At 67.8% G+C, this 20010-nt stretch carries 17 protein-coding genes; 5 read left to right on the top strand and 12 right to left on the bottom strand.

The features are described 5' to 3' along the window. Positions 1 to 321: TerC family protein (locus DIE11_RS09600; protein WP_409364564.1), on the bottom strand; the 321-nt coding region annotated here is incomplete at its 3' end. A gap of 107 nt (positions 322 to 428) precedes the next feature. On the opposite strand from DIE11_RS09600, the gene DIE11_RS09605 reads away from it, so the two are divergent. Both DIE11_RS09605 and DIE11_RS09610 read left to right on the top strand, forming a co-directional pair. Continuing rightward, positions 429 to 1322 (top strand): LysR family transcriptional regulator, encoded by an 894-nt coding sequence (locus DIE11_RS09605; RefSeq protein WP_124623178.1) that lies wholly within the window; start codon positions 429 to 431, stop codon positions 1320 to 1322. 126 nt (positions 1323 to 1448) lie between these two features. Next, positions 1449 to 2570, top strand: a complete 1122-nt coding sequence (locus tag DIE11_RS09610; RefSeq protein ID WP_124623180.1) for a DUF2242 domain-containing protein — start codon at positions 1449 to 1451, stop codon at positions 2568 to 2570. Between the two features lie 270 nt (positions 2571 to 2840). On the opposite strand, the gene DIE11_RS09615 is transcribed toward DIE11_RS09610, so the two are convergent. Further along, a complete protein-coding gene (locus tag DIE11_RS09615) occupies positions 2841 to 3761 on the bottom strand; it encodes a pyridoxal-phosphate dependent enzyme (RefSeq protein ID WP_124623182.1) in 921 nt (306 codons plus the stop codon). Between the two features lie 172 nt (positions 3762 to 3933). Here DIE11_RS09615 and DIE11_RS09620 point away from each other — a divergent pair, with 172 nt between their 5' ends. Together DIE11_RS09620 and DIE11_RS09625 are read left to right on the top strand one after the other, a co-directional pair. After that, complete coding sequence (locus tag DIE11_RS09620) at positions 3934 to 4845, top strand: LysR family transcriptional regulator (protein ID WP_124623184.1); 912 nt, start codon at positions 3934 to 3936, stop codon at positions 4843 to 4845. A gap of 503 nt (positions 4846 to 5348) precedes the next feature. After that, positions 5349 to 6554, top strand: coding sequence for an MFS transporter (locus DIE11_RS09625; protein ID WP_124623185.1), 1206 nt, complete (start codon positions 5349 to 5351; stop codon positions 6552 to 6554). Between the two features lie 115 nt (positions 6555 to 6669). Here DIE11_RS09625 and DIE11_RS09630 read toward each other — a convergent pair whose 3' ends face one another. From DIE11_RS09630 to DIE11_RS09675, 10 genes are all read right to left on the bottom strand, one after another. Then, a complete protein-coding gene (locus tag DIE11_RS09630) occupies positions 6670 to 8100 on the bottom strand; it encodes a cytosine permease (RefSeq protein ID WP_124623186.1) in 1431 nt (476 codons plus the stop codon). A 314-nt stretch (positions 8101 to 8414) separates the two neighbouring features. Continuing rightward, positions 8415 to 9092 (bottom strand): SOS response-associated peptidase family protein, encoded by a 678-nt coding sequence (locus tag DIE11_RS09635; protein ID WP_059603497.1) that lies wholly within the window; start codon positions 9090 to 9092, stop codon positions 8415 to 8417. A gap of 190 nt (positions 9093 to 9282) precedes the next feature. Next, complete coding sequence (locus DIE11_RS09640) at positions 9283 to 9912, bottom strand: NAD(P)H-binding protein (RefSeq protein ID WP_124623187.1); 630 nt, start codon at positions 9910 to 9912, stop codon at positions 9283 to 9285. 6 nt (positions 9913 to 9918) lie between these two features. After that, entirely contained in the window at positions 9919 to 10311 is a 393-nt protein-coding gene (locus tag DIE11_RS09645; protein WP_260437100.1) for a hypothetical protein, read from the bottom strand. Positions 10312 to 10366: 55 nt separating this feature from the next. After that, on the bottom strand, positions 10367 to 11758 hold the full coding sequence (gene lpdA, locus DIE11_RS09650) for a dihydrolipoyl dehydrogenase (protein ID WP_124623188.1): 1392 nt from the start codon (positions 11756 to 11758) through the stop codon (positions 10367 to 10369). A gap of 5 nt (positions 11759 to 11763) precedes the next feature. Continuing rightward, entirely contained in the window at positions 11764 to 13101 is a 1338-nt protein-coding gene (locus DIE11_RS09655) for a dihydrolipoamide acetyltransferase family protein (protein WP_124623189.1), read from the bottom strand. A gap of 1 nt (position 13102) precedes the next feature. Then, positions 13103 to 14146: an alpha-ketoacid dehydrogenase subunit beta gene (locus tag DIE11_RS09660; protein ID WP_059603485.1), complete on the bottom strand. Its 1044-nt coding sequence runs from the start codon at positions 14144 to 14146 to the stop codon at positions 13103 to 13105. 2 nt (positions 14147 to 14148) lie between these two features. After that, positions 14149 to 15381, bottom strand: coding sequence for a 3-methyl-2-oxobutanoate dehydrogenase (2-methylpropanoyl-transferring) subunit alpha (locus DIE11_RS09665; RefSeq protein WP_059603482.1), 1233 nt, complete (start codon positions 15379 to 15381; stop codon positions 14149 to 14151). Positions 15382 to 15792: 411 nt separating this feature from the next. Next, positions 15793 to 16419 (bottom strand): flavin reductase family protein, encoded by a 627-nt coding sequence (locus DIE11_RS09670; protein WP_059603478.1) that lies wholly within the window; start codon positions 16417 to 16419, stop codon positions 15793 to 15795. Between the two features lie 345 nt (positions 16420 to 16764). After that, on the bottom strand, positions 16765 to 17913 hold the full coding sequence (locus tag DIE11_RS09675; RefSeq protein ID WP_124623190.1) for a porin: 1149 nt from the start codon (positions 17911 to 17913) through the stop codon (positions 16765 to 16767). Positions 17914 to 18950: 1037 nt separating this feature from the next. Here DIE11_RS09675 and DIE11_RS09685 point away from each other — a divergent pair. After that, entirely contained in the window at positions 18951 to 19976 is a 1026-nt protein-coding gene (locus DIE11_RS09685; protein WP_059683094.1) for a substrate-binding domain-containing protein, read from the top strand. Positions 19977 to 20010 lie beyond the last annotated feature (34 nt).

Raw genomic sequence — 20010 nt, forward strand, 5'->3', positions numbered from 1 at the left:
GGTGGTCGCCTTCCTCACGAGGAACAGGCCGCCCGACAGCAGGATCATGTCGCGCCACGAGAACGCGTGATCGAACAGGGTGAATACGGGTTCGGTGAGGCTCGCGATCCACGCGACGCTGCCGAGCAACGCGAGGCGCATCACCAGCGCGAGCGCGATGCCGAGGCGCTGCGTGCGGGCGCGCTGCGCTTCCGGCAGCTTGTTGCTGAGGATCGAGATGAAGATCAGGTTGTCGATGCCGAGCACGACTTCCATCACGACGAGCGTGAGGAGCGCGGCCCAGACGGCGGGGTCGGCGGCAAGCGTCAGCAGGTAGTCCATGAATGGGCCGATACGAAAGTGGAAAGCCAGATGATATGCCGCCACGAACTTCGCAAAAATCAGAGAGAATCTGATTTTTGGTTCGGTTTTTCCGAAATTACGATCCGATGCTCAATTTCCGACATCTGTACTATTTCTGGGTCGTCGTGAAGGAAGGCGGCTTCGCGCGCGCGGCCGCGCGGCTCGACATGGCCGTGCAGACGATCAGCGCGCAGGTGCGCGAGCTCGAGAAGGCGCTCGGGCACCAGTTGTTGCGCCCCGCCGGGCGCGGCGTCGCGATGACCGACGCCGGCCAGGCCGCATATGCGCGCGCGGAGGTCATCTTCGAGATGGGCCGGCTGATTCCCGAGGAAGTGCGCGCGGCGGCCAGCCAGCCGACTGTGCGGCTCGCGGTCGGGCTCGCCGACGGCATCTCCAAGCTCGCCGCGCACGCGATCCTCGCGCCCGTGCTGGATACGCCCACGCTGCGGCTGCTGTGCCACGAGGGCGAGCACGACGCGCTGCTCGCGGAACTGGCGCTGCATCACCTCGACCTCGTGCTGGCGGGCCAGGGCGCGCCGTCGGGGTCGAACCTGCGCGTGACGAGCGAGCGGCTCGTCGCGTCGCCGGTCGACTGGTACGGACCCGCGGCACTCGTCACGCCGGCTGCGCGGCAGCGCTTTCCGCAGTGCCTCGCCGAGCTGCCGGTGCTGCTGCCGACCGCCCACTCGGCGCTGCGCGCCCGCCTCGACCTGTGGCTGGAACGGGAACGGATCGTGCCGCGCGTGGCCGGGGAATTCGAGGACAGCGCGCTGATGGCCGTGTTCGCGGCGCGCGGCCTGGGCGTGTTTCCGCTCAGCGAACTCGGCGCGAACGACGCGTCGCTGCTGCGCGGGCTGCGCCGGCTCGGCCGGGCGGGCGACGTGACCGAGGAGATCCATGCGATCCGCTCGCGGCGCGGCGAACACCACCCGCTGGCGTCGCGACTGCTCGCCGCCGCGCGGCCGGCGCCGACCGCCTGAAGCGAGCGCGACATCAAACGAAACTATAATGACGCCCCGGCCATACGAGATTGCCACGCGCATCGCACCGGCCCCGCCGCTGCGCCCGCAGCCCCGCGCATCTCGCCGAGCCTTCTGAAAGACGCCATGCACAACCGATTTCGCCTGTTTTCCGTTTCGTGCGCGCTCGCGGCCGCGACCGTGCTGGCGGCGTGCTCGTCGCCGCCCAAGCCGATCTACCAGCAGGAGCAGTTCGACGCAACGAGCAGCCCGTACGCGCACACGTTCCGCTCGAAATCCGACGCGTCCTGCGAGGCCGCGCGGCGCGCGCTGCTGAGCCAGGGCTACGTGGTGTCGTCGTCGCGCAACGACGCGGTCGACGGCAGCAAGAATTTCCAGCCGAGCAACGACATGCACGTCGTGATCGAGTTTCACGTCGTGTGCGCCGACGCGAATGCCGACGGCTCGTCGAGCATCGCGTACGTGAACGCGGTGCAGGACCGCTACACGCTGAAGAAGTCGAATACGTCGGCGAGCGTCGGGCTCAGCGTGTTCGGCTCGCTGTCGCTGCCGATCGGGTCGAGCGACGACGCGCTCGTCAAGACCGCCAGCGAGACGATTCCCGCCGGCGTGTTCTATGAGCGCTTCTTCAATCTCGTCGAGCATTTTCTGAAGATCGATCCGGCCCGCCGCGACCGCGCGACCGTGAAGGCGGCCGAGAAGGAACCCGTCACGCCGCTGCCCGAACCCGCGCCGACGCCGCAGGGCGAGCCGATGAAGATGACGACGCCGGTCGTGCCGACGCCGCCCGCCGCGCCGGTGCCGCTGTCGGGGCCGGGCGTCGCGCCGGCTTCGGGCATGTCGGCCGCGCCTGCCTCGCCTGCGGCATCGGCCGTGGTCGCGCCGGCGGCGATGCGGGGTGGCGTGCCGGCTTCGGCTTCGGCACCTGCGTCGGCTTCGGCCGCAGTCCCGGCTTCCTCCTCGGCATCCGCTCCGGCACCCGCGTCGGCTGTGCCTGCTTCGATCTCGGCTTCGGCACCTGCCTCCGTTCGGACGCCCGCGTCTGCCTCGGCACCGCCCGCATCGACGCCTGCCGCTGCCACGCGAACTGCGCCAACGTCGGCATCGGCCGCGCCTGCCCCGGCAGCCTCGGCACCGGCCCCCGTAAACGCTGCTCCGGTATCGGCTGACAAGGCGCCCGCGCCCGCTGCCGCCGATCCAGTCGCCTCGTCCGCACCGACCGGTGCCAGCGCGCCGTCCGCGAACTGATCGCGCGACCGTCTCTCCGCGTCGTGCGCCCGTCGCGCGCGGCGCGCCATGTGCGCCCTTCCCCGCCGCGCCACGTGATCGTCGTACACCCGAAGGCCGGTTGCGCATGCGCGCCGTAACGTGACCGGCGATCGAGTGCAACCCGTCGCGCGGACCACATGAATCCCGGGTCCTCGGACGCCCCCGATCATTCCCGCCGCGCGATCACGCCGTCGTTACGTCTTCGCCCGCATCGCCGCCCGGCTGCGCCGCGGCACGCGCGCCACCGCGTTACTGCAACGTCGCGTTCAGCGTCTGCAACTGCTCGGCCGTCGCCGTCACGCCGCCGCACACGATCACCGCGATATCCGACGCACGAGCAAGCACCGGCACCGACTGTTCGAGCGCGGCCAGCGCGGCGCCGCACGCCGGCTCAACGACGATCCGGTGCTCGTCCACGAACCGCAGCGACGCAGCCACCGCCTGCGCATCCGACACGACGACCGGATGGATCGCGTGCCGCTTCGCCCACTCGACCGCCGCGTCGCACGGCCGCTTCGCGCCGAGCGACGTCGCGATGCTCGTGATCGCCGGCAATTCGACCGGATGCCCCTGCGCGACCGAGCGCGCATAGCTGTCCGCGCCCTCCGTCTCGACCGCGACGACCGGCACGTCGTGCCAGCCGTTGCGTGCGAGCCCCTCGAGGACGCCGCACAGCAGCCCGCCCCCACCGACCGCGAGCACGACCGCGTCGGGTTTCGGGCCGGCCGCCGCCATCTCGTCGATCATCGTCGCGTGCCCCTGCCACAGCACGGGGTCGTCGAACGGATGCACGAACGCGTCCTGCGCACCGACGGCCGACAGCGCGTAAGCGTTCGCCTCGACCCAGCTCGCGCCGTGTACGACTACCTCCGCGCCCTCCGCGCGGATCAGCGCCCGCGCGCGGGCCGACGCGGTTTCCGGCACGGCGACGAGCACCGGCACGCCGAGCTCGCGACCGCAATACGCGACCGCGATGCCCGCATTCCCGCCCGACGACGACACGAACCGGCGCGCGCCGGCCGCATGCCGCGCTTCGCACACCGCGCCGATGCCGCGCAATTTGAACGAACCGGAAGGCTGCAGCGCGTCGAGCTTCAATCGGATGTGCTTGCCGAGACGGCGCGACGCGATTTGCGAGCGGATATAGGGGGTCTGGATATGAAGCGGCATGGTGCGGGACACGGTCGGGACAAAGGGAACGCACGCGGCCCGTGAACGGGCCCGGCAACGTCGATCATCGTACGGCACGTCCGCCATGCTTTTCCAATACCATCGAATGGCACTTGCTATGCTTGACAGGCATATCCACCCAATCAAGGCCGACAACCGGAGTCGACACCGCATGCGCCAGATCGAACTGCGTCACCTGCGTTACTTCGTGGCCGTCGCGCAGGCCGGCAGCGTGATGGCCGGCGCCCGCGCGGCCGGCATCGTCCAGCCTGCGCTGTCGCGGCAGATTCGCGAGCTCGAGGATGCGATCGGCACGCCGCTGCTGATCCGCCGCGCGACGGGCGTCACGCTGACGGCGGCCGGCGCGAGTTTCCTGCAGGATGCGACGGGCCTGCTCGCGACGTTGCAGGACAGCCGCGAACGCGCGTTGCGCAGCGCGTCCGGCCAGCTCGGCGAGCTGCGCCTCGGCGCGCTGCCGAACTGCCTGCCGCTGCCGGTCGTCGCGAACGTCCTGAAGGCGTTTCGCGACGCGTGTCCGGACGTGAAGCTATCGATCGCGCCGATGCTGTCTGCCGAACAGGCGGCAGCGCTGACGCGCGGCCAGCTCGACGGCGGCATCATGGCGTGGCGCCGAGACGAAGCGCCGCATCTGTCGGGCGTGCGACTGCTGAGCGACCGCTTCGTGCTCGCGATGCCCGCGCCGCCCGGCGGCCGCTTCCGCGCGCCGCGCACGCTCGCCGACGTCGCACACGAACCGTTCGTCTGGTTCGACGCGCAGCGCTCCGCCGCGCACCACCGCTTCCTGATGGTGCAGTGCGAACAGGCCGGCTTCACGCCGCGCATCGCGCAGGTGGGTAGCGACATCCCGACGCTGATCGGTCTCGTGGCGGCCGGCATGGGCTGCGCATTCGTGCCGGAAAGCGCGTCGCCGACGTGCCCGCGCACGGTCCGGCTCGTCGCGCTCGACGAACTCGCGAGCCGCTTCGACATCGAGTTCGTATTCGACGGGGCGGCGGTACCGGCGTCTCCCGTCGTCGCGCGGTTTCTCGAAGCGGTGCGCGACGCGGCCGGCCAGGCGGAATGATCGATCGCCGACATGCGCCATCCGCGCGCGGGCGGTGGATTCCGCCTCGTCGCATGGCCGTGGATTCAGCCGACTTCGCCGTTATCGCGCACTAAACATCCGCTCGGACCGACGAAAAATCTTTCAGATCGAAGGCGAATGACGCCGTCACGTCGGAATTGTTAAATTGGCACGAAAAGAGGCCGTTAAACGTCAGTTCGAAAGCCTATGCCCCGAAATATACTGCGCCCGCATCCAACCCTCGTGCCAAAGAGAGGATGCTTTTCGCCCCGGTCACGGCCCCCCTGTGACCGGGGCTTTTTCGACGGCGAGCCGCGCCGACGAATCGCTGAAACCTGCTTCCCACGGGCCGCACGCGCATGCCGCCTCGACTCCGGATTATTGATATCGAATCAAGATAATTTCGCCGGAGCGCGGCTTTTTCCGCAAAAGTAATGCAGGCACACTTCACCCTGTCCGCAATGGCCCGGTGCCGTTGCCCAATGCTTGCAGGAGCTCATCGCGTGAACAGCACGACTTCTTCCCCTTCCCGCCCCGGCGGCAGCGCCGCGCTGCCGCTGCTGGCGCTCGCCGCCGGGGCCTTCGGCATCGGCACGACCGAGTTCTCGCCGATGGGCCTCTTGCCCGTGATCGCCGACGGCGTGCACGTGTCGATTCCGCAGGCAGGCATGCTGATCAGCGCGTATGCGATCGGCGTGATGGTCGGCGCGCCGCTGATGACGCTGCTGCTCGCGCGCTGGTCGCATCGCTCGGCGCTGATCGCGCTGATGTCGATCTTCACGATCGGCAATCTGTTGTCGGCCGTCGCGCCGGACTACACGACGCTGCTGCTCGCACGGCTCGTCACGAGCCTCAACCACGGCGCGTTCTTCGGGCTCGGCTCGGTGGTCGCGGCGAGCCTCGTGCCGCGTGAAAAGCAGGCCAGCGCGGTCGCGACGATGTTCATGGGCCTCACGATCGCGAACGTCGGCGGCGTGCCGGCCGCGACCTGGCTCGGCCAGATGATCGGCTGGCGCATGTCGTTCGCGGCAACCGCGGCGCTCGGCCTGATCGCGATCGCCGGCCTGTTGGCCGCCCTGCCGAAGGGCGCACCCGGCAAGATGCCGAACCTGCGTGCCGAACTGTCCGTGCTCACGCGCCCCGTCGTACTCGGCGCGCTCGGGACCACGGTGCTCGGCGCCGGCGCGATGTTCACGCTGTACACGTATGTCGCCCCGACGCTCGAACACCTGACCGGCGCGACACCCGGCTTCGTCACCGCGATGCTCGTGCTGATCGGCGTCGGCTTCTCGATCGGCAACATCGCCGGCGGCCGCCTCGCCGATCGCTCGCTCGACGGCACGCTCATCGGCTTCCTCGTACTGCTGATCATGACGATGGCAGCGTTCTCGCTGCTCGCCCGCACGCATGTCGGTGCCGCGGTCACGCTGCTCGTCTGGGGTGTCGCGACGTTCGCGGTGGTCCCGCCGCTGCAGATGCGCGTGATGCGTGCCGCACACGAAGCGCCGGGCCTCGCCTCGGCCGTCAACATCGGCGCGTTCAATCTCGGCAACGCGCTCGGCGCGGCAGCCGGCGGCGCGGCGATTTCGGCCGGCTTCGGCTATGGGGCGGTGCCGCTCGTCGGCGGGCTGATCGCCGCGGCGGGACTCGCGCTGGTCGCACTGCAGATGATCCAGCGCCGCCGCGCGCCGGTCGCCGCGAGTTCGTAAGCACACGGCGATCCGCACGGTGCCGGTATGCGGCACCGCAATCGGGAAACGCACGCACCGGCACGGACAGCTCGGCTGCCTGCCGGCACGCGGGCGACGCGATGCGCCAGTCAGTTCAGTGCTGAACCTCGCCGCGTTCGAGCGGCAGGATCAGGCGCTCGGGGATGCTGCGTCGCGATGCACGCGCACCGACGTAGTACAGCACGGCCGGCACGACGAGGCCGAGGATCCACGAGATGTCGGTGCCGCCGAGCGCGTCGACGAGCGGGCCCGTGTAGATGTGTGTCGACATGAACGGCAGCTGCACGAGGATGCCGACCACGTAGATCGTGATCGCCATCACGTTCCAGCGGCCATAGCGGCCGTCCGGATCGGACAGCGCCGGCACATCGTAGCGCGAGCGCGTGAAGCAGTAATAGTCGACCAGGTTGATCGCGCTCCAGGGCGTGAAGAACGCGAGCAGGAACAGGATGAACGCGGTGAATTCCTTCAGGAACGAATGGCGGCCGGCGAGCGCGATCAGCGTCGACACGCAGATCATCCCGAAGATGTACGCGAGACGGCTGCGTGACGACACCGCGCCCTTGCCGCGGAAACCGCTGACGATCGTCGCCATCGACATGAAGCTGCCGTACGCGTTGAGTGCCGTCACCGTCACCTTGCCGAACGCGATGGTGAAATACAGCAACGCAGCCACGGCGCCCGTCGAGCCGAGGCCGACGATGTAGGACACCTCATGGTGCGCGAACTGGCTGCCGGCCAGCGCGGCCGCGAACACGCCGAACACCATCGCCGCCTGCGCGCCGATCACCGAGCCGAGGCCAACCGCGAGGAACGTGGCGACCGACGACGTCGAGCGCGGCAGGTAGCGCGAATAATCGGCGACGTACGGGCCGAACGCAATCTGCCACGACGCGGACAGCGACATCGACAGCAGGAAGCTCGCGAGCGAGAAGTGCCGGTTCGCGAGCAGCGCGCCGACGTCATGGTTCGCGAACAGCTGCGCGAACATGTAGACGAAAGCGACGATGCCGACCACGCTCGCGATCCGGCCGACGAAGTGGATCGCACGATAGCCGAACACCGTCAGCACGACGATCACGGCCGCGAACAGCAGGATGCCGGCCGCGTCGTCGACGTGCAGCAGTTGCGCGACGGCCTGCCCGGCGAGCACCGAGCCGCTGGCGGAAAAACCGATGTACATCAGGCACACGAGCACGATCGGGATCATCGCGCCGTAGACGCCGAACTGCACGCGACTCGAGATCATCTGCGGCAAGCCGAGTTGCGGCCCCTGCGCGCCGTGCAACGCCATCACCGCGCCGCCGACGAACTGGCCGAGCAGCAGCGCGACCAGCGACCAGAACACGTCGCCGCCGAGCACGACCGCCAGCGCCCCCGTGACGATGGCCGTGATCTGCATGTTCGCCGACAGCCACAGCGTGAACTGGCTCAACAGGCCGCCGTGGCGTTCGGCGTCGGGAATGAAATCGATCGAGCGTACCTCGATCAGGCCACCGGCTTTTCCATTGGGATTCGTCGACACGGGAAAATCTCCAGGATACTGAGGATCGCAAATGGTTTGGACGAGACGGGGAACGTGCCGAGCCGCCCCTCCGACTCGTCGGGTGCGGCGCGCCGTGGATCGCCGGGGCACGCGCCACGCAAGGTCCGCACGCGGGCGCGCAGCCGGCACGACCCGCGCCGAGAGTGCCAGCGGATCATCTTGTATATACAACATGGCTGATATCGGTGATTACCCGGTGTCTGGCAGTTTTGCGGATCGCCCGGGAAAACCGAGCACATCCGGCGGCCGGAAGCGTCAGTTGAACGTATGAAAAATGCAGGGAAAACGAAACCTCAGGTGCCGGCGGGCGACACCTGATCGGATGCGGCGACCATGTCGCCGGCGGGAAGGAGCGTCAGCATGCGCCGCGCAGCCTCGACATCGCGCGCATGCAGCCATTCGTCGTAGTCGTCGCGACGCAGGATCACGACGCCCCGCTTCTCGTCGCCGGGCCGATGCATGCGCGCGAACACCGGATGATCGTCGGCATTGACCGTGAGCATCGTCATGCCGATGCACTCATGGCCATCGGCGGTTTCGTAACGCCGCCAGAGACCGGCGACGCAGCACGGTTGCCAGCCGTCGACACCGATCCGGTGCCATACGTTGCGGCCCGTTTCGTAGCACGGCTCGAAGATCCAGCGCACTGGAATCAGGCAGCGCTGGCCGTTGCGCCAGGCGTTGCCGTAGAGTCGCGACGAACCGATCGTTTCCGCGCGCGCGTTCACCGTATCGAGCTTCTTTCGCTTACGGCCGTTCTCGTCGAGACGCTCGGGCTGCATGAACTTCGGCCAGAAGCCGAACACCGCGCGAACGACCGCGAGGCCGTCACCATCGGCACGCGCGATGGGTGCCGCGTAATCCGGATAGACGTCGGGCTCCCACGGAGCGCGACGAAACAGGTCGCCGATGCCGATCCTCAGCTCGCTGATACCCGGGTCTTCATCAGGGGCGCGGTAGTGGGTGCACACGGTTGGGCAGACGATGGACGCGATGTCTTCATCGTAGGTCAGCGTGCAGCCACTTGTCCGCCATTGCGTGGTGTGACGAAACAGTCTTACAGCAGTTCGGCCCGCTCGACGGCGTCGTGCGCGAACAGCCGGCGCAGGCCGTCCGTTCGTTCATCCGTGCCGTCGGCAGCGCGGCGTCGCCCGTTCCGGTTCAGGTCAACCGTTCCGATCCGATCACATGCACGCCCGGGCGCGCCTCGAGCGCGGCGTCGAGCAGCGCGCGGGCAATGCGCGGCGCGGGATTCACGCGCCACTTCCGCGGCAGCAGCGGCCCGGCGACGCTCAACGCAAGCACCAGCATCCGTTCGCCGAACCGGAATTCGTCGCGGCTGCCGCCGATCAGGCCCGGTCGCACGCAGGTCAGCGACGCGAACCCGATGCCCGCGAGCGCGCGCTCGACCTCGCCCTTCACGCGGTTGTAGAAGATGCGCGAGCCCGGATCGGCGCCGAGCGCGGAATTCAGCACGTAGGTCGGCGTGCCGGACCGGTGCGCGAGATGCGCGACAGCGAGCGGATAGTCGTGATCGACGCGTCGAAATGCGGCCTGCGAGCCCGCGACGCGCATCGTGGTGCCGAGCGTGCAGATCACCGCGTCGGCCTGCCACCAGTCGGCCGCCTCGGGCAGATGATCGAAGTCGACCTCCAGCGCGCGCATCTTCGGATGCGGCGACAACGTCCGGCGCGCGAGCACGACGACCTGGTCCACCCGCGCATCGGCCAGCGCGGCTTCAAGGACGTGACGCCCGACGAGTCCGGTCGCGCCGACGAGCAACAGTTTCATGGCAAGTCATTCCGTGTGAGGCCGGTGAATCGGCGTGGAACCGACACGATGAACGGTCCGCGCGGGAGGGTCAACCGCAACCCGCATCCCGCCCGCTACGAGCGCGTTCCCGCCAGCCACGACACGCTCGGCGCGACGCTGGTCCAGCGCTTGTGCGCCTGCGAGAACGGCGACATGTCGCTGAACCCCAGTTCCGCCGCGATTTTCCTTGATCGACAACCGCCATTCGGCGACCAGCGCCTGCGCGTGCGTCTTGCGCACCGCATTCGAGATGTCGCCGAAGCATGCGCCCTCTTCCTGCAGCGGGCGCGTGAGCCTGTGCTCGCTCGTGTTCAGCAGCGTCGCGATGCTCTTCAGCTGCGGTGGACGGTCGAACGGCCGCGCCCGTACCCCGCGCACACAAAAAAGCCCCGCCGTGGCGGGGCTTCGATCGATATGAGCAACGACGCGGAGATCACACATGCAACGCATGCCCCAGCGCGCGCAACGCCGCCTCCTGCATCGCTTCGCCGAGCGTCGGATGCGCGTGGATCGTGCCCCCGATGTCTTCGAGCCGCGCGCCCATCTCGAGCGACTGCGAAAACGCCGCGGCCAGTTCCGACACACCGCGCCCGACCGCCTGCCAGCCGACGATCAAATGCGTGTCGCGCCGCGCGACGACGCGCACGAAGCCATCGGTCGCCTGCAGCGTCATCGCGCGGCCGTTCGCCGCGAACGGGAACGACGCGCTGATGCAGTCGACGCCGGCCGCCTTCGCGTCGTCGGGCGACCAGCCGGACGTGACGACCTCGGGATCGGTGAAGCACACGGCCGGGATCGATGCCGGCGTGAACTTGCGGCGGCGTCCGGCGATCAGCTCGGCCACCATCTCGCCCTGCGCCATCGCGCGATGCGCGAGCATCGGCTCGCCGGCGACGTCGCCGATCGCCCATACGTTGCGCATCGACGTCCTGCATTCGTCATCGATGCGCAGCGCGCGGCCATTGCGATCGAGCGGCAGCGATTCGAGCCCGAAGCCGTCGACGCGCGGCCGGCGGCCTACCGCAACCAGCACGCGATCGGCCGGCAGCGTCTTCTCCGCGCCGTCGGGCGCCTGCACGCGCACCGCGCCGTCGCTCGCGAGGCCCAGCACCTTGTGGCCCAGCCAGAGCCCGACACCGAGCCGCGCGAGCGAATCGGCGACCGGCTTCGCGAGTTCCGCGTCGTATGCGGGCAGCACGCGTTCGGCCACCTCGACGATGCCGACGTCGACGCCGAGCTTGCGATAGACGAATCCGAGTTCGAGCCCGATGTACCCGGCGCCGACGACGATCAGCCGTTTCGGCAACGACGCGGGCGACAGCGCCTGGGTCGACGACACGACGTGGCCGCCGAACGGCATCGACGGCAGCGCGACCGGTTCCGAACCCGACGCGAGCAACAGGTGCTCGCATGCGATCCGCGTCGTGTGGTCGCCGGTGACGACGTCGACCGTCTTGCCGTCGACGACGCGCGCATCGCCGTGCAACACGCGCACGCCATGCTTCTTCAGCAGCGCGCCGACCCCGCGCGTGAGCCGCCCGACGATGCCGTCCTTCCACGCGACGCTTTTCGCGATGTCGATCTCCGGCGTGCGCACGCGAATCCCGAGCATCCCGTCGCCGGCCTGACCGCACGCCTGCTCGAACGCATCGGCGACATGGATCAGCGCCTTCGACGGAATGCAGCCGATGTTCAGGCACGTGCCGCCGAGCCGTTCGCGCTCGACCAGCACCGTCGGAATGCCGAGCTGCCCCGCGCGAATCGCAGCGACGTAGCCGCCCGGCCCGCCGCCGATCACGAGCAACGTGGTGTGTTCGTTCTTCATCGCGCTCACTCCACGAACAGCAGCGCCGGACGCTCGAGCAACCCGCGCACGGCCTGGATGAATTCGGCCGCATCCGCGCCGTCGACGACGCGATGGTCGAACGACGACGACAGGTTCATCATCTTGCGCGCGACGATCGCGCCGTCGCGGATCATCGGCCGCTCGACGATCCGGTTCACGCCGACGATTGCGACCTCGGGATGATTGATGACCGGCGTCGACACGATGCCGCCGAGCGCGCCGAGGCTCGAGATCGTGATTGTCGAGCCGGTCAGTTCGTCGCGCTGCGCGCGGTTCGCGCGCACCGCGTCGGCGAGCCGCGCGATTTCCGCCGAGATCGACCACACGTCGCGCGCTTCCGCATGACGCAGGACCGGCACCGTGAGACCGCCGTCCGTCTGCGTCGCGACGCCCACGTGCACCGCGCCGTAGCGCGTGACCACACCGGCTTCGTCGTCGTAGCGCGCGTTGATCTGCGGGAAGTCGCGCAACGCGATCGCCATCGCGCGAATCAGCAGCGGCAGCGGCGTGAGCCGGCCGCGCGTGTCGCCGTGGCGCCGGTTCAGCTCGGCGCGCAGCGATTCGAGCTCGGTGACGTCGAGCTCCTCGACGTAGCTGAAGTGCGGAATGCGGCGCTTCGCTTCCTGCATCTTGCGCGCGATCGCGCGCCGCAGGCCGATCACCGGCACGTCGGTTTCGTCGTTGCGCTCGTCGTAGCCGCGCGCCTGGGATCCGCGCGGCGCGCCGCCGCCCGTGCGTGCGTACGCATCGAGGTCCGCATGCAGGATCCGCCCGGCTTCGCCGGTGCCGCGCACGTAGCGCAGCTCGATGCCCATGTCCCATGCGCGCTGGCGCACCGCCGGCGACGCGAGCGGCCGTTCGCCCGGCGCGAGCGCCGCGCGCGGCGCCGCCGCGTGTTCCGTGCGGCGCGGCTCGGCCGGCACGCGGGCCGCGGCAGGCGGCGGCGCCGTCGGTGACGCATGTGTTTCGGATCCCTCAGCGATGGACGACGGCTCCGCACGCGCATCGACCGCCGCCGGAGGCTGCGTCACCTCCGCGCCGGCATCGCGCGCCTTCGGGCCCGGCTTCAGGTTGCCGTCGCCTTCGACTTCGAGACGGATCAACTCGCTGCCGACCGCCATCATCTCGCCGATTCGCCCGCCAAGCTCCAGCACCTTGCCGGCCACCGGCGACGGAATCTCCACCGCCGCCTTGTCGGTCATCACATCGGCGAGCGGCTGGTCTTCGGCGATCGTCTGCCCCGGTTGCACGTGCCAGGCCACCAGCTCGACCTCGGCAATCCCTTCGCCGATATCCGGCATCTTGATGACATGAATCCCCATCTCAGGCCTCCATCACGCGTCGCAACGCTTCGCCGACCCGGGCCGGGCCGGGGAAATACGCCCATTCCTGCGCGTGCGGATACGGCGTGTCCCAGCCGGTTGTCCGCTCGATTGGCGCTTCCAGATGGTAGAAGCAGTGCTCCTGGACGAGCGACACCAGCTCCGCGCCGTAGCCGCAGGTGCGCGTCGCTTCGTGCACCACCACACAGCGGCCGGTCTTGCGCACCGACGCGACGATCGTGTCGAGATCGACCGGCCACAGCGTGCGCAGGTCGATCACTTCCGCATCGATGCCGGTCTCCTCGGCGGCGGCCAGCGACACGTGCACGGTCGTGCCGTACGTCAGCACCGTCAAGTCGTTGCCAGGCCGCACGACGGCAGCCGTATCGAGCGGCACCGTGTAATAACCTTCCGGCACCGCGCTGCCCGGATGCTTGAGCCACGACGTGACGGGACGCTCGTGATGCCCGTCGAACGGCCCGTTGTACAGGCGTTTCGGTTCGAGGAAGATCACCGGATCGTCGTTCTCGATCGAGGCGATCAGGAGTCCTTTCGCGTCGTACGGATTCGACGGCATCACCGTACGCAATCCGCAGACCTGCGTGAACATCGCCTCCGGGCTCTGGCTGTGCGTCTGGCCGCCGTAGATGCCGCCGCCGCACGGCATCCGGATCGTCATCGGCGCCGTGAACTGGCCCGCGGAGCGGTAGCGCAGCCGCGCGCCTTCCGACACGATCTGGTCGGACGCCGGATAGAAGTAGTCCGCGAACTGGATCTCGCAGACCGGCCGCAATCCATACGCCCCCATCCCGACCGCGGCGCCGACGATCCCGCCTTCCGAGATCGGCGTATCGAACACGCGCGACTTGCCGTACTTCGCCTGCAGCCCCTCGGTGCAGCGGAACACGCCGCCGAAGTAGCCGACGTCCTGCCCGAACACGACCACGTCGTCGTCTCGGCCGAGCATCACGTCCATCGCGGAGCGCAGCGCCTGGATCATCGTCATCGGCTGCGCCGATGCCGTCGTCGTTTCATGTTGCGCCATGGTCAGGCTCCCAGTTCCTGGCGCTGACGGCGCAGATGCGCGGGCAGCTCCTTGTACACGTCGTCGAACATCGAGGCCGGCGACGGAATCCGGTCGTCGGCCAGCGTCCCGAACTTCTCCGCTTCCTTCTGCGCGGCCATCACCTCGGCCTCCAGCTCGGCCGTGAGCGCGTCGTGCGCGCTGTCCGACCAGATGCCCTTCGCGATCAGGTGCTGCTTGAAGCGGGCGATCGGATCGCCGAGCGGAAAATGTGCCCAGTCGTCGCTCGGCCGGTATTTGGTCGGATCGTCCGACGTTGAGTGCGCGCCGGCGCGATAGGTCACCCACTCGATCAGCGTCGGGCCGAGATTGCGGCGCGCGCGTTCGGCCGCCCAGGTCGATGCCGCGTAGATCGCGAGGAAGTCGTTGCCGTCGACGCGCAGCGAAGCGATGCCGCAGCCGACGCCGCGCCCGGCGAACGTCGTCCCCTCGCCGCCCGCGATCGCCTGGAACGTCGAGATCGCCCACTGGTTGTTGACGACGTTCAGCACGACCGGCGCGCGATACACGTGCGCGAACGTCAGCGCGGTGTGGAAGTCGGATTCCGCGGTCGCGCCGTCGCCGATCCATGCGGACGAGATCTTCGTGTCGCCCTTGATCGCCGACGCCATCGCCCAGCCGACCGCCTGGATGAACTGCGTCGCCAGATTGCCCGAGATCGAGAAGAAGCCGGCTTCGCGGTCCGAATACATGACCGGAAGCTGGCGCCCCTTCAGCGGATCGCCTTCGTTCGACATCAACTGGCAGATCATCCGTTCGAGCGATACGTCGCGCGCAATCAGGATGCTTTGCTGGCGGTAAGTCGGGAAGCACATGTCGCCATGACGCAGCGCCATCGCATGCGCGGCGCCGATCGCCTCTTCGCCGAGGCTCACCATGTAGAAGGAGATTTTCTTCTGACGCTGCGCGATCATCATGCGCGCGTCGAAGATGCGGGTCTTGAGCATCGCGCGCATCCCCGCGATCAGGCGCGCATCGTCGAGGTCCGGCGCCCATGGGCCGAGGGCTTCGCCGTGGTCGTCGAGCACACGCACCAGGCTGCGGGCGAGATGGGCGGTATCCGCCGGCGCAACGTCGATCGGCGGGCGGCGAACCGCGCCTGCCGGCGATAGATGCAGATAGGAAAAATCCGTCTTGCAGCCCGGACGCCCGGTGGGCTCCGGCACATGCAGACGCAATGGCTCTGACAGGCTCATCGTGTCGTCTCCACGCTCGATTGTGTCTCACGCTGATGGACGCGCGCGGCCGGTTGCCGGCTCACGCGCGAGCTGGCGCACGGATAAGCGCGCCAACCTTGGAAATTTATGCCTTATGGCGCGAAACGTCGATGGCCAACCCGCTCGTTGCGGGTGAGCAGATTTGCCATGGCGGGGTCGATGGACGATCGATGCTGGCGGCGGCGTGAACGCACGCCGCCCGTGCTGCGCTGCGTCAACGGCCGGTGGAGCGTGCGTATCGAGGCCGGACCGATCGGCACACCGCGGTCATATCGGACGATCCGAAGCAAAAGACCCCGCGAAATCCTGGATCCCGGCGGGGTCTCGGTGCGTCGGGGCGCTGCCGCGCCGGCTTGGCCGGCTGGCCGGCTGGCCCCGGCGGGCGATGAATCACGCGTCGGGGCGCGCGATGTCGAAGCGGCTGCCGGGCGTCACGTGCACGTAGGCCGATGGGCCGCCGGCGCGCAGGATGATGCCCGCGCCGAACGTGTCGAAGATGCCGTCCTTCAGCAGGTCATGACGGATATGCACGGCGATGACCTCGCCGAGCACCAGCGTCGCCGGTGTCTCGACGCCGCGGTGATCGCGCAGCCGGATCACGTCGGTCACCTTGCATTCGAAGTTCACGCCACTTTCCGCCACGCGCGGCACGTCGACGAGGCGCGACGCAATCGCGGTCAGGCCGCCGAGTTCGAATTCGTTGACGCCATACGGCACCGCGGCACAGGTCTGGTTCATCCGCTCGGCAAGGTCGCGCGTCGCGAGGTTCCAGACGAACTCGCCGGTTTCCTGCACGTTGCGCAGGCTGTCCTTCGCGGCGGTGCTCGAAAAGCCGATGATCGGCGGACGATAGTTGAACGCGTTGAAGAAGCTGTACGGCGCGAGGTTGAGCGTGCCGTCGGCGCCTCGGGATGAAATCCAGCCGATCGGGCGCGGACCCACGATCGCGTTCAGCGGGTCGTGCGGCAGCCCGTGGCCTTGCGACGGTTCGTAATAGTGATAGTTCGAATCGGTCATGGCGGATCGTGTTGCGACAGGCAAATGGTGTTGAAAGCGCTCGGCGCAGGTGCGTGTGCCGGTGAAGCACATGCGTGCGGCGCGACGTGTGTTCCAAGTATCACATGGCCTCACGTTCGTCGCAGCGAAGCTGCACCGCGGGCAGCGTTGCAACGCCGATGCGGGCGGCGCGCACAATGAAAAACCAGCGAGAGCATGGCATCTCGCGGGTCTTATCGAGGCCGGACTCCACACGATCCACCCGTCCGGCACCACTGCAAGAGGAGAACGGCCCGCGATCCTTCACGCTATCGCGTGCGGGCCGATGCGGTGGCTGGCGAACGGTGCCCGCGAACAGCAGCCGTGTCAGAAATGATGCAGTAGCGCGACACGCACGACGTACTGGTTCGGGCTCGACGAGATGTCGGCCGCGCCCGGAACGTACGCGTAGTCGAAGTCGGTCCCGGTGTGTGCGTTCATTGCATGCTGATAGACCCCTTCCACGAATACCGACGTGCGCTTCGACATGTCGTAATTCAACTTCGTGCTCAGCTGATGCCACTTCGGATTGAACGAGCCGACCGTCGAGGCGACACGAGCCTGCGTATAGGTGTAAGCCGCGCCGAGGTATAACGCGGGCGTGAAATGATAGAGCCCGTTGACCTCGAAGTTATCGAATTTCCACGCGTTCCATGTGCCGCCGGCCGGCTGCGTCGTCCCGGTGAAATACGCATTGGACGTCGGATCGTACACATCCACGTGCGAGTATGTGAACCCGACGAGCGCATTCGCAAACGCGTAGTTCACGCCGATGCCGATGTTCTGCTGCGACGACGCATCGAACGTGTTGTCGCCGGTGATCGCGCCGGTCGTATCGGCATTGTGTGCGTTGTTGATCTTCAAATACGACGCGCCGACCGTCAGCCCGCCCTGCTGGTACTGCAGCGCGGCGCCATACAGACGATTGTTCGCAAAGCCGCCCGCCTGATTGCTGAATCCGTACATGGCTTCCGCGGTAATCCCGTGCCACACGGGCGACACGTATTTCACCGAGTTGTTCACCCGGAACGAGTAATCGGTGTTGTCGTTGTCGTAGGGATGCGCAAACAGATAGCCCGTCCAGTTTCCGTTCGCGGTGAGCGGCGAGAAAATGTCGACGCTCGGATCGTACTGGCGGCCGAACGTCACGGTGCCGTAACGCTCCGACGCGATGCCGACGAAAGCCTGACGGCCGAATTCCCGGCCGCCCTGGCTCATTTTCCCGTTGTTGACGTCGAAACCGCTCTCGAGCGTGAAGATGGCCTGGTAGCCTCCGCCGAGGTCCTCTGTACCCCTGATGCCCCAGCGGCTGCCGTAATCGTAGCCGCTTTGCAGTTGCACGGTCCCGTGGCCGCGTGCGTTGCTCGTGTAGTTGATACCGTCCTCGATCTTGCCGTAGAGCGTCACGCTGCTTTGCGCATGCGCGGCGGTGGCAAGCAACGCGGCGGGCACGATGATCCCCCAACGCTTGTTCATGATGATTTACCCCCCAAGGTCTCTCGTTTGCTGGTCGCAAGGCTTGCGCGCTGCGAATGCGTGCCGCGTCGATGTATCCCGCGATGCGACGGGCGCAGTGTAATGAGCCGTTTTTCTACTGTTAGTGACCGGCAGCGGAAAGGTGCTCTCCGGAACGGAGACTATTTTTCGGCACGGAAACCGGATAGCAGGGTGGTAAAGACCACTTCACCGGGGGTGACGACGTGCGACGCGTAACAGCCCGTACCCATACGCCGGCATACACCCGCATGCCCTCGGACGTGAATGGCACCCGTGCAGGGCCTGAAAACAAAAGACCCGCGAGAAACGTGTTTCTCGCGGGTCTTCTGAACTTCATGGCATCGCATTGAAGCGAATCTGGTGCCGGGGACCGGACTTGAACCGGCAAGCCAATCAAGGCGGCGGATTTTCGTCACACTGCTTCTTTCAAAGCCGGCGGCGTCGAAACGAAGCCGTTCGTGCGCTGGACTATGCCTTCGCCGTCGCGCGCGGGCGTGATCGCCGCCCGTGCGCCTTAGGCGCCCCCCGTCTAGTCTCTACACCTTCCTCGCTTGAGCTGTACCGCGAGGCTTGGCTCGGCGTTGCCTCGATGCGCACATCAGGGGTTTCGCCGAATTTGAAGGGTTCTGCACCGACCGTTTCCGGCCGGGCACTCAATCGTTTAAGTCCGCTATGTTTACCAATTTCATCACCCCGGCAAAAGGGCGGACGCGATTCTACCATTGCTTGCACATGCGTTAGCGGATTCACGCGCATTGCATCGCGATGCAGCATGTCGGCCCGCACCGTCCGCGCCCCGATCTATCCGCCGTCATCGACATCGACGCGACACCTTCATCGATTTCGTCCCGCGCCGCAGCATCCGCCGATACAATCGAATCCGCCCCGCTCGCCGGGCGCCAAACGTCAGATGTTTGTGTCGTGCTGCTCGCGAAACAGACGTCTCGCGCGTCATCGCGAGGTCACAAACGTTTTCGATAATTTCCCTGCCGAAAACGTTTACATCGCGTAACTTCATGACCCCGACCATCAAGGACGTCGCCGCGCTCGCCGGCTTCTCGATCGCCACCGTCTCGCGCGCGATCAACGCGCCGCACACCGTCAGCCCCGCCACGCTGGCGACGATCCGCACCGCCATCGACACGCTGCAGTTCCGCCCGAGCCCGCTCGGCCGGCAGTTGCGCGGCGAGCGCACGCGGCTCGTCGGCGTCGTCGTGCCGACGCTGTCGAACCCGGTCTTCGCCGACTGCCTGCAGGGCATCGACGAACTCGCGACCGCGGCCGGCTTCAAGCTGATCCTGATGACGACCGAATACGATGCGGCGCGCGAGCGCCATGCGATCGAGACGCTGCGCGAGCAGCGCGTCGAGGGGCTGATCCTGACCGTCGCCGATGCGGACACGCATCCGCTGCTCGACATGCTCGACCGCGACGGCCCGCATTACGTGCTGATGCACAACGACACGCAACGCCGCCCGTCGGTGTCGGTCGACAACCGCCGCGCCGCCTATGACGGCGTCCGTCTGCTGACCGCGCGCGGTCATCGCCGCGTGCTGATGCTGGCCGGCTCGCTCGCCGCGTCGGATCGCGCACGCCAGCGCCATCTCGGCTACGCGCAGGCACTCGAGGAAGCCGGCGTCGCGACGCTGCCGCCGGTCGAAGTCGACTTCAACGCGGCCGAATTGCCCGACGCGGTGCTCGCGCACCTCACCGCGCAGGCCACGCGCCCGACCGCCCTCTTCTGCAGCAACGACCTGCTCGCGATGGTCGTCATGCGCGGCCTGCGCCGCGCGGGCTTCTCGATTCCCGACGACCTGTCGGTGCTCGGCTTCGACGGCATCGCGATCGGCGAGTTGCTCGCACCGCCGCTCGCGAGCGTCGCGACGCCGAACCAGGACATCGGCCGCCATGCATGGCGGCGTCTCGTCGAATGCATCGGCGGCGCGACGATCGAGCGCACGTCGCTGATCCTGCCGCATACCGTGCGCGACGGCGCGACGGTCGCGCCGCCGGCCGCCGACCTTCAGTTGCACCAGGCCTGAACGCACGCGCCGCGCCATCGCGCACGGCGCGGCG

The sequence above is a fragment of the Burkholderia sp. Bp9012 genome, assembly GCF_003853825.1.
In the GTDB taxonomy this organism is placed as follows: Bacteria; Pseudomonadota; Gammaproteobacteria; order Burkholderiales; family Burkholderiaceae; genus Burkholderia; species Burkholderia diffusa.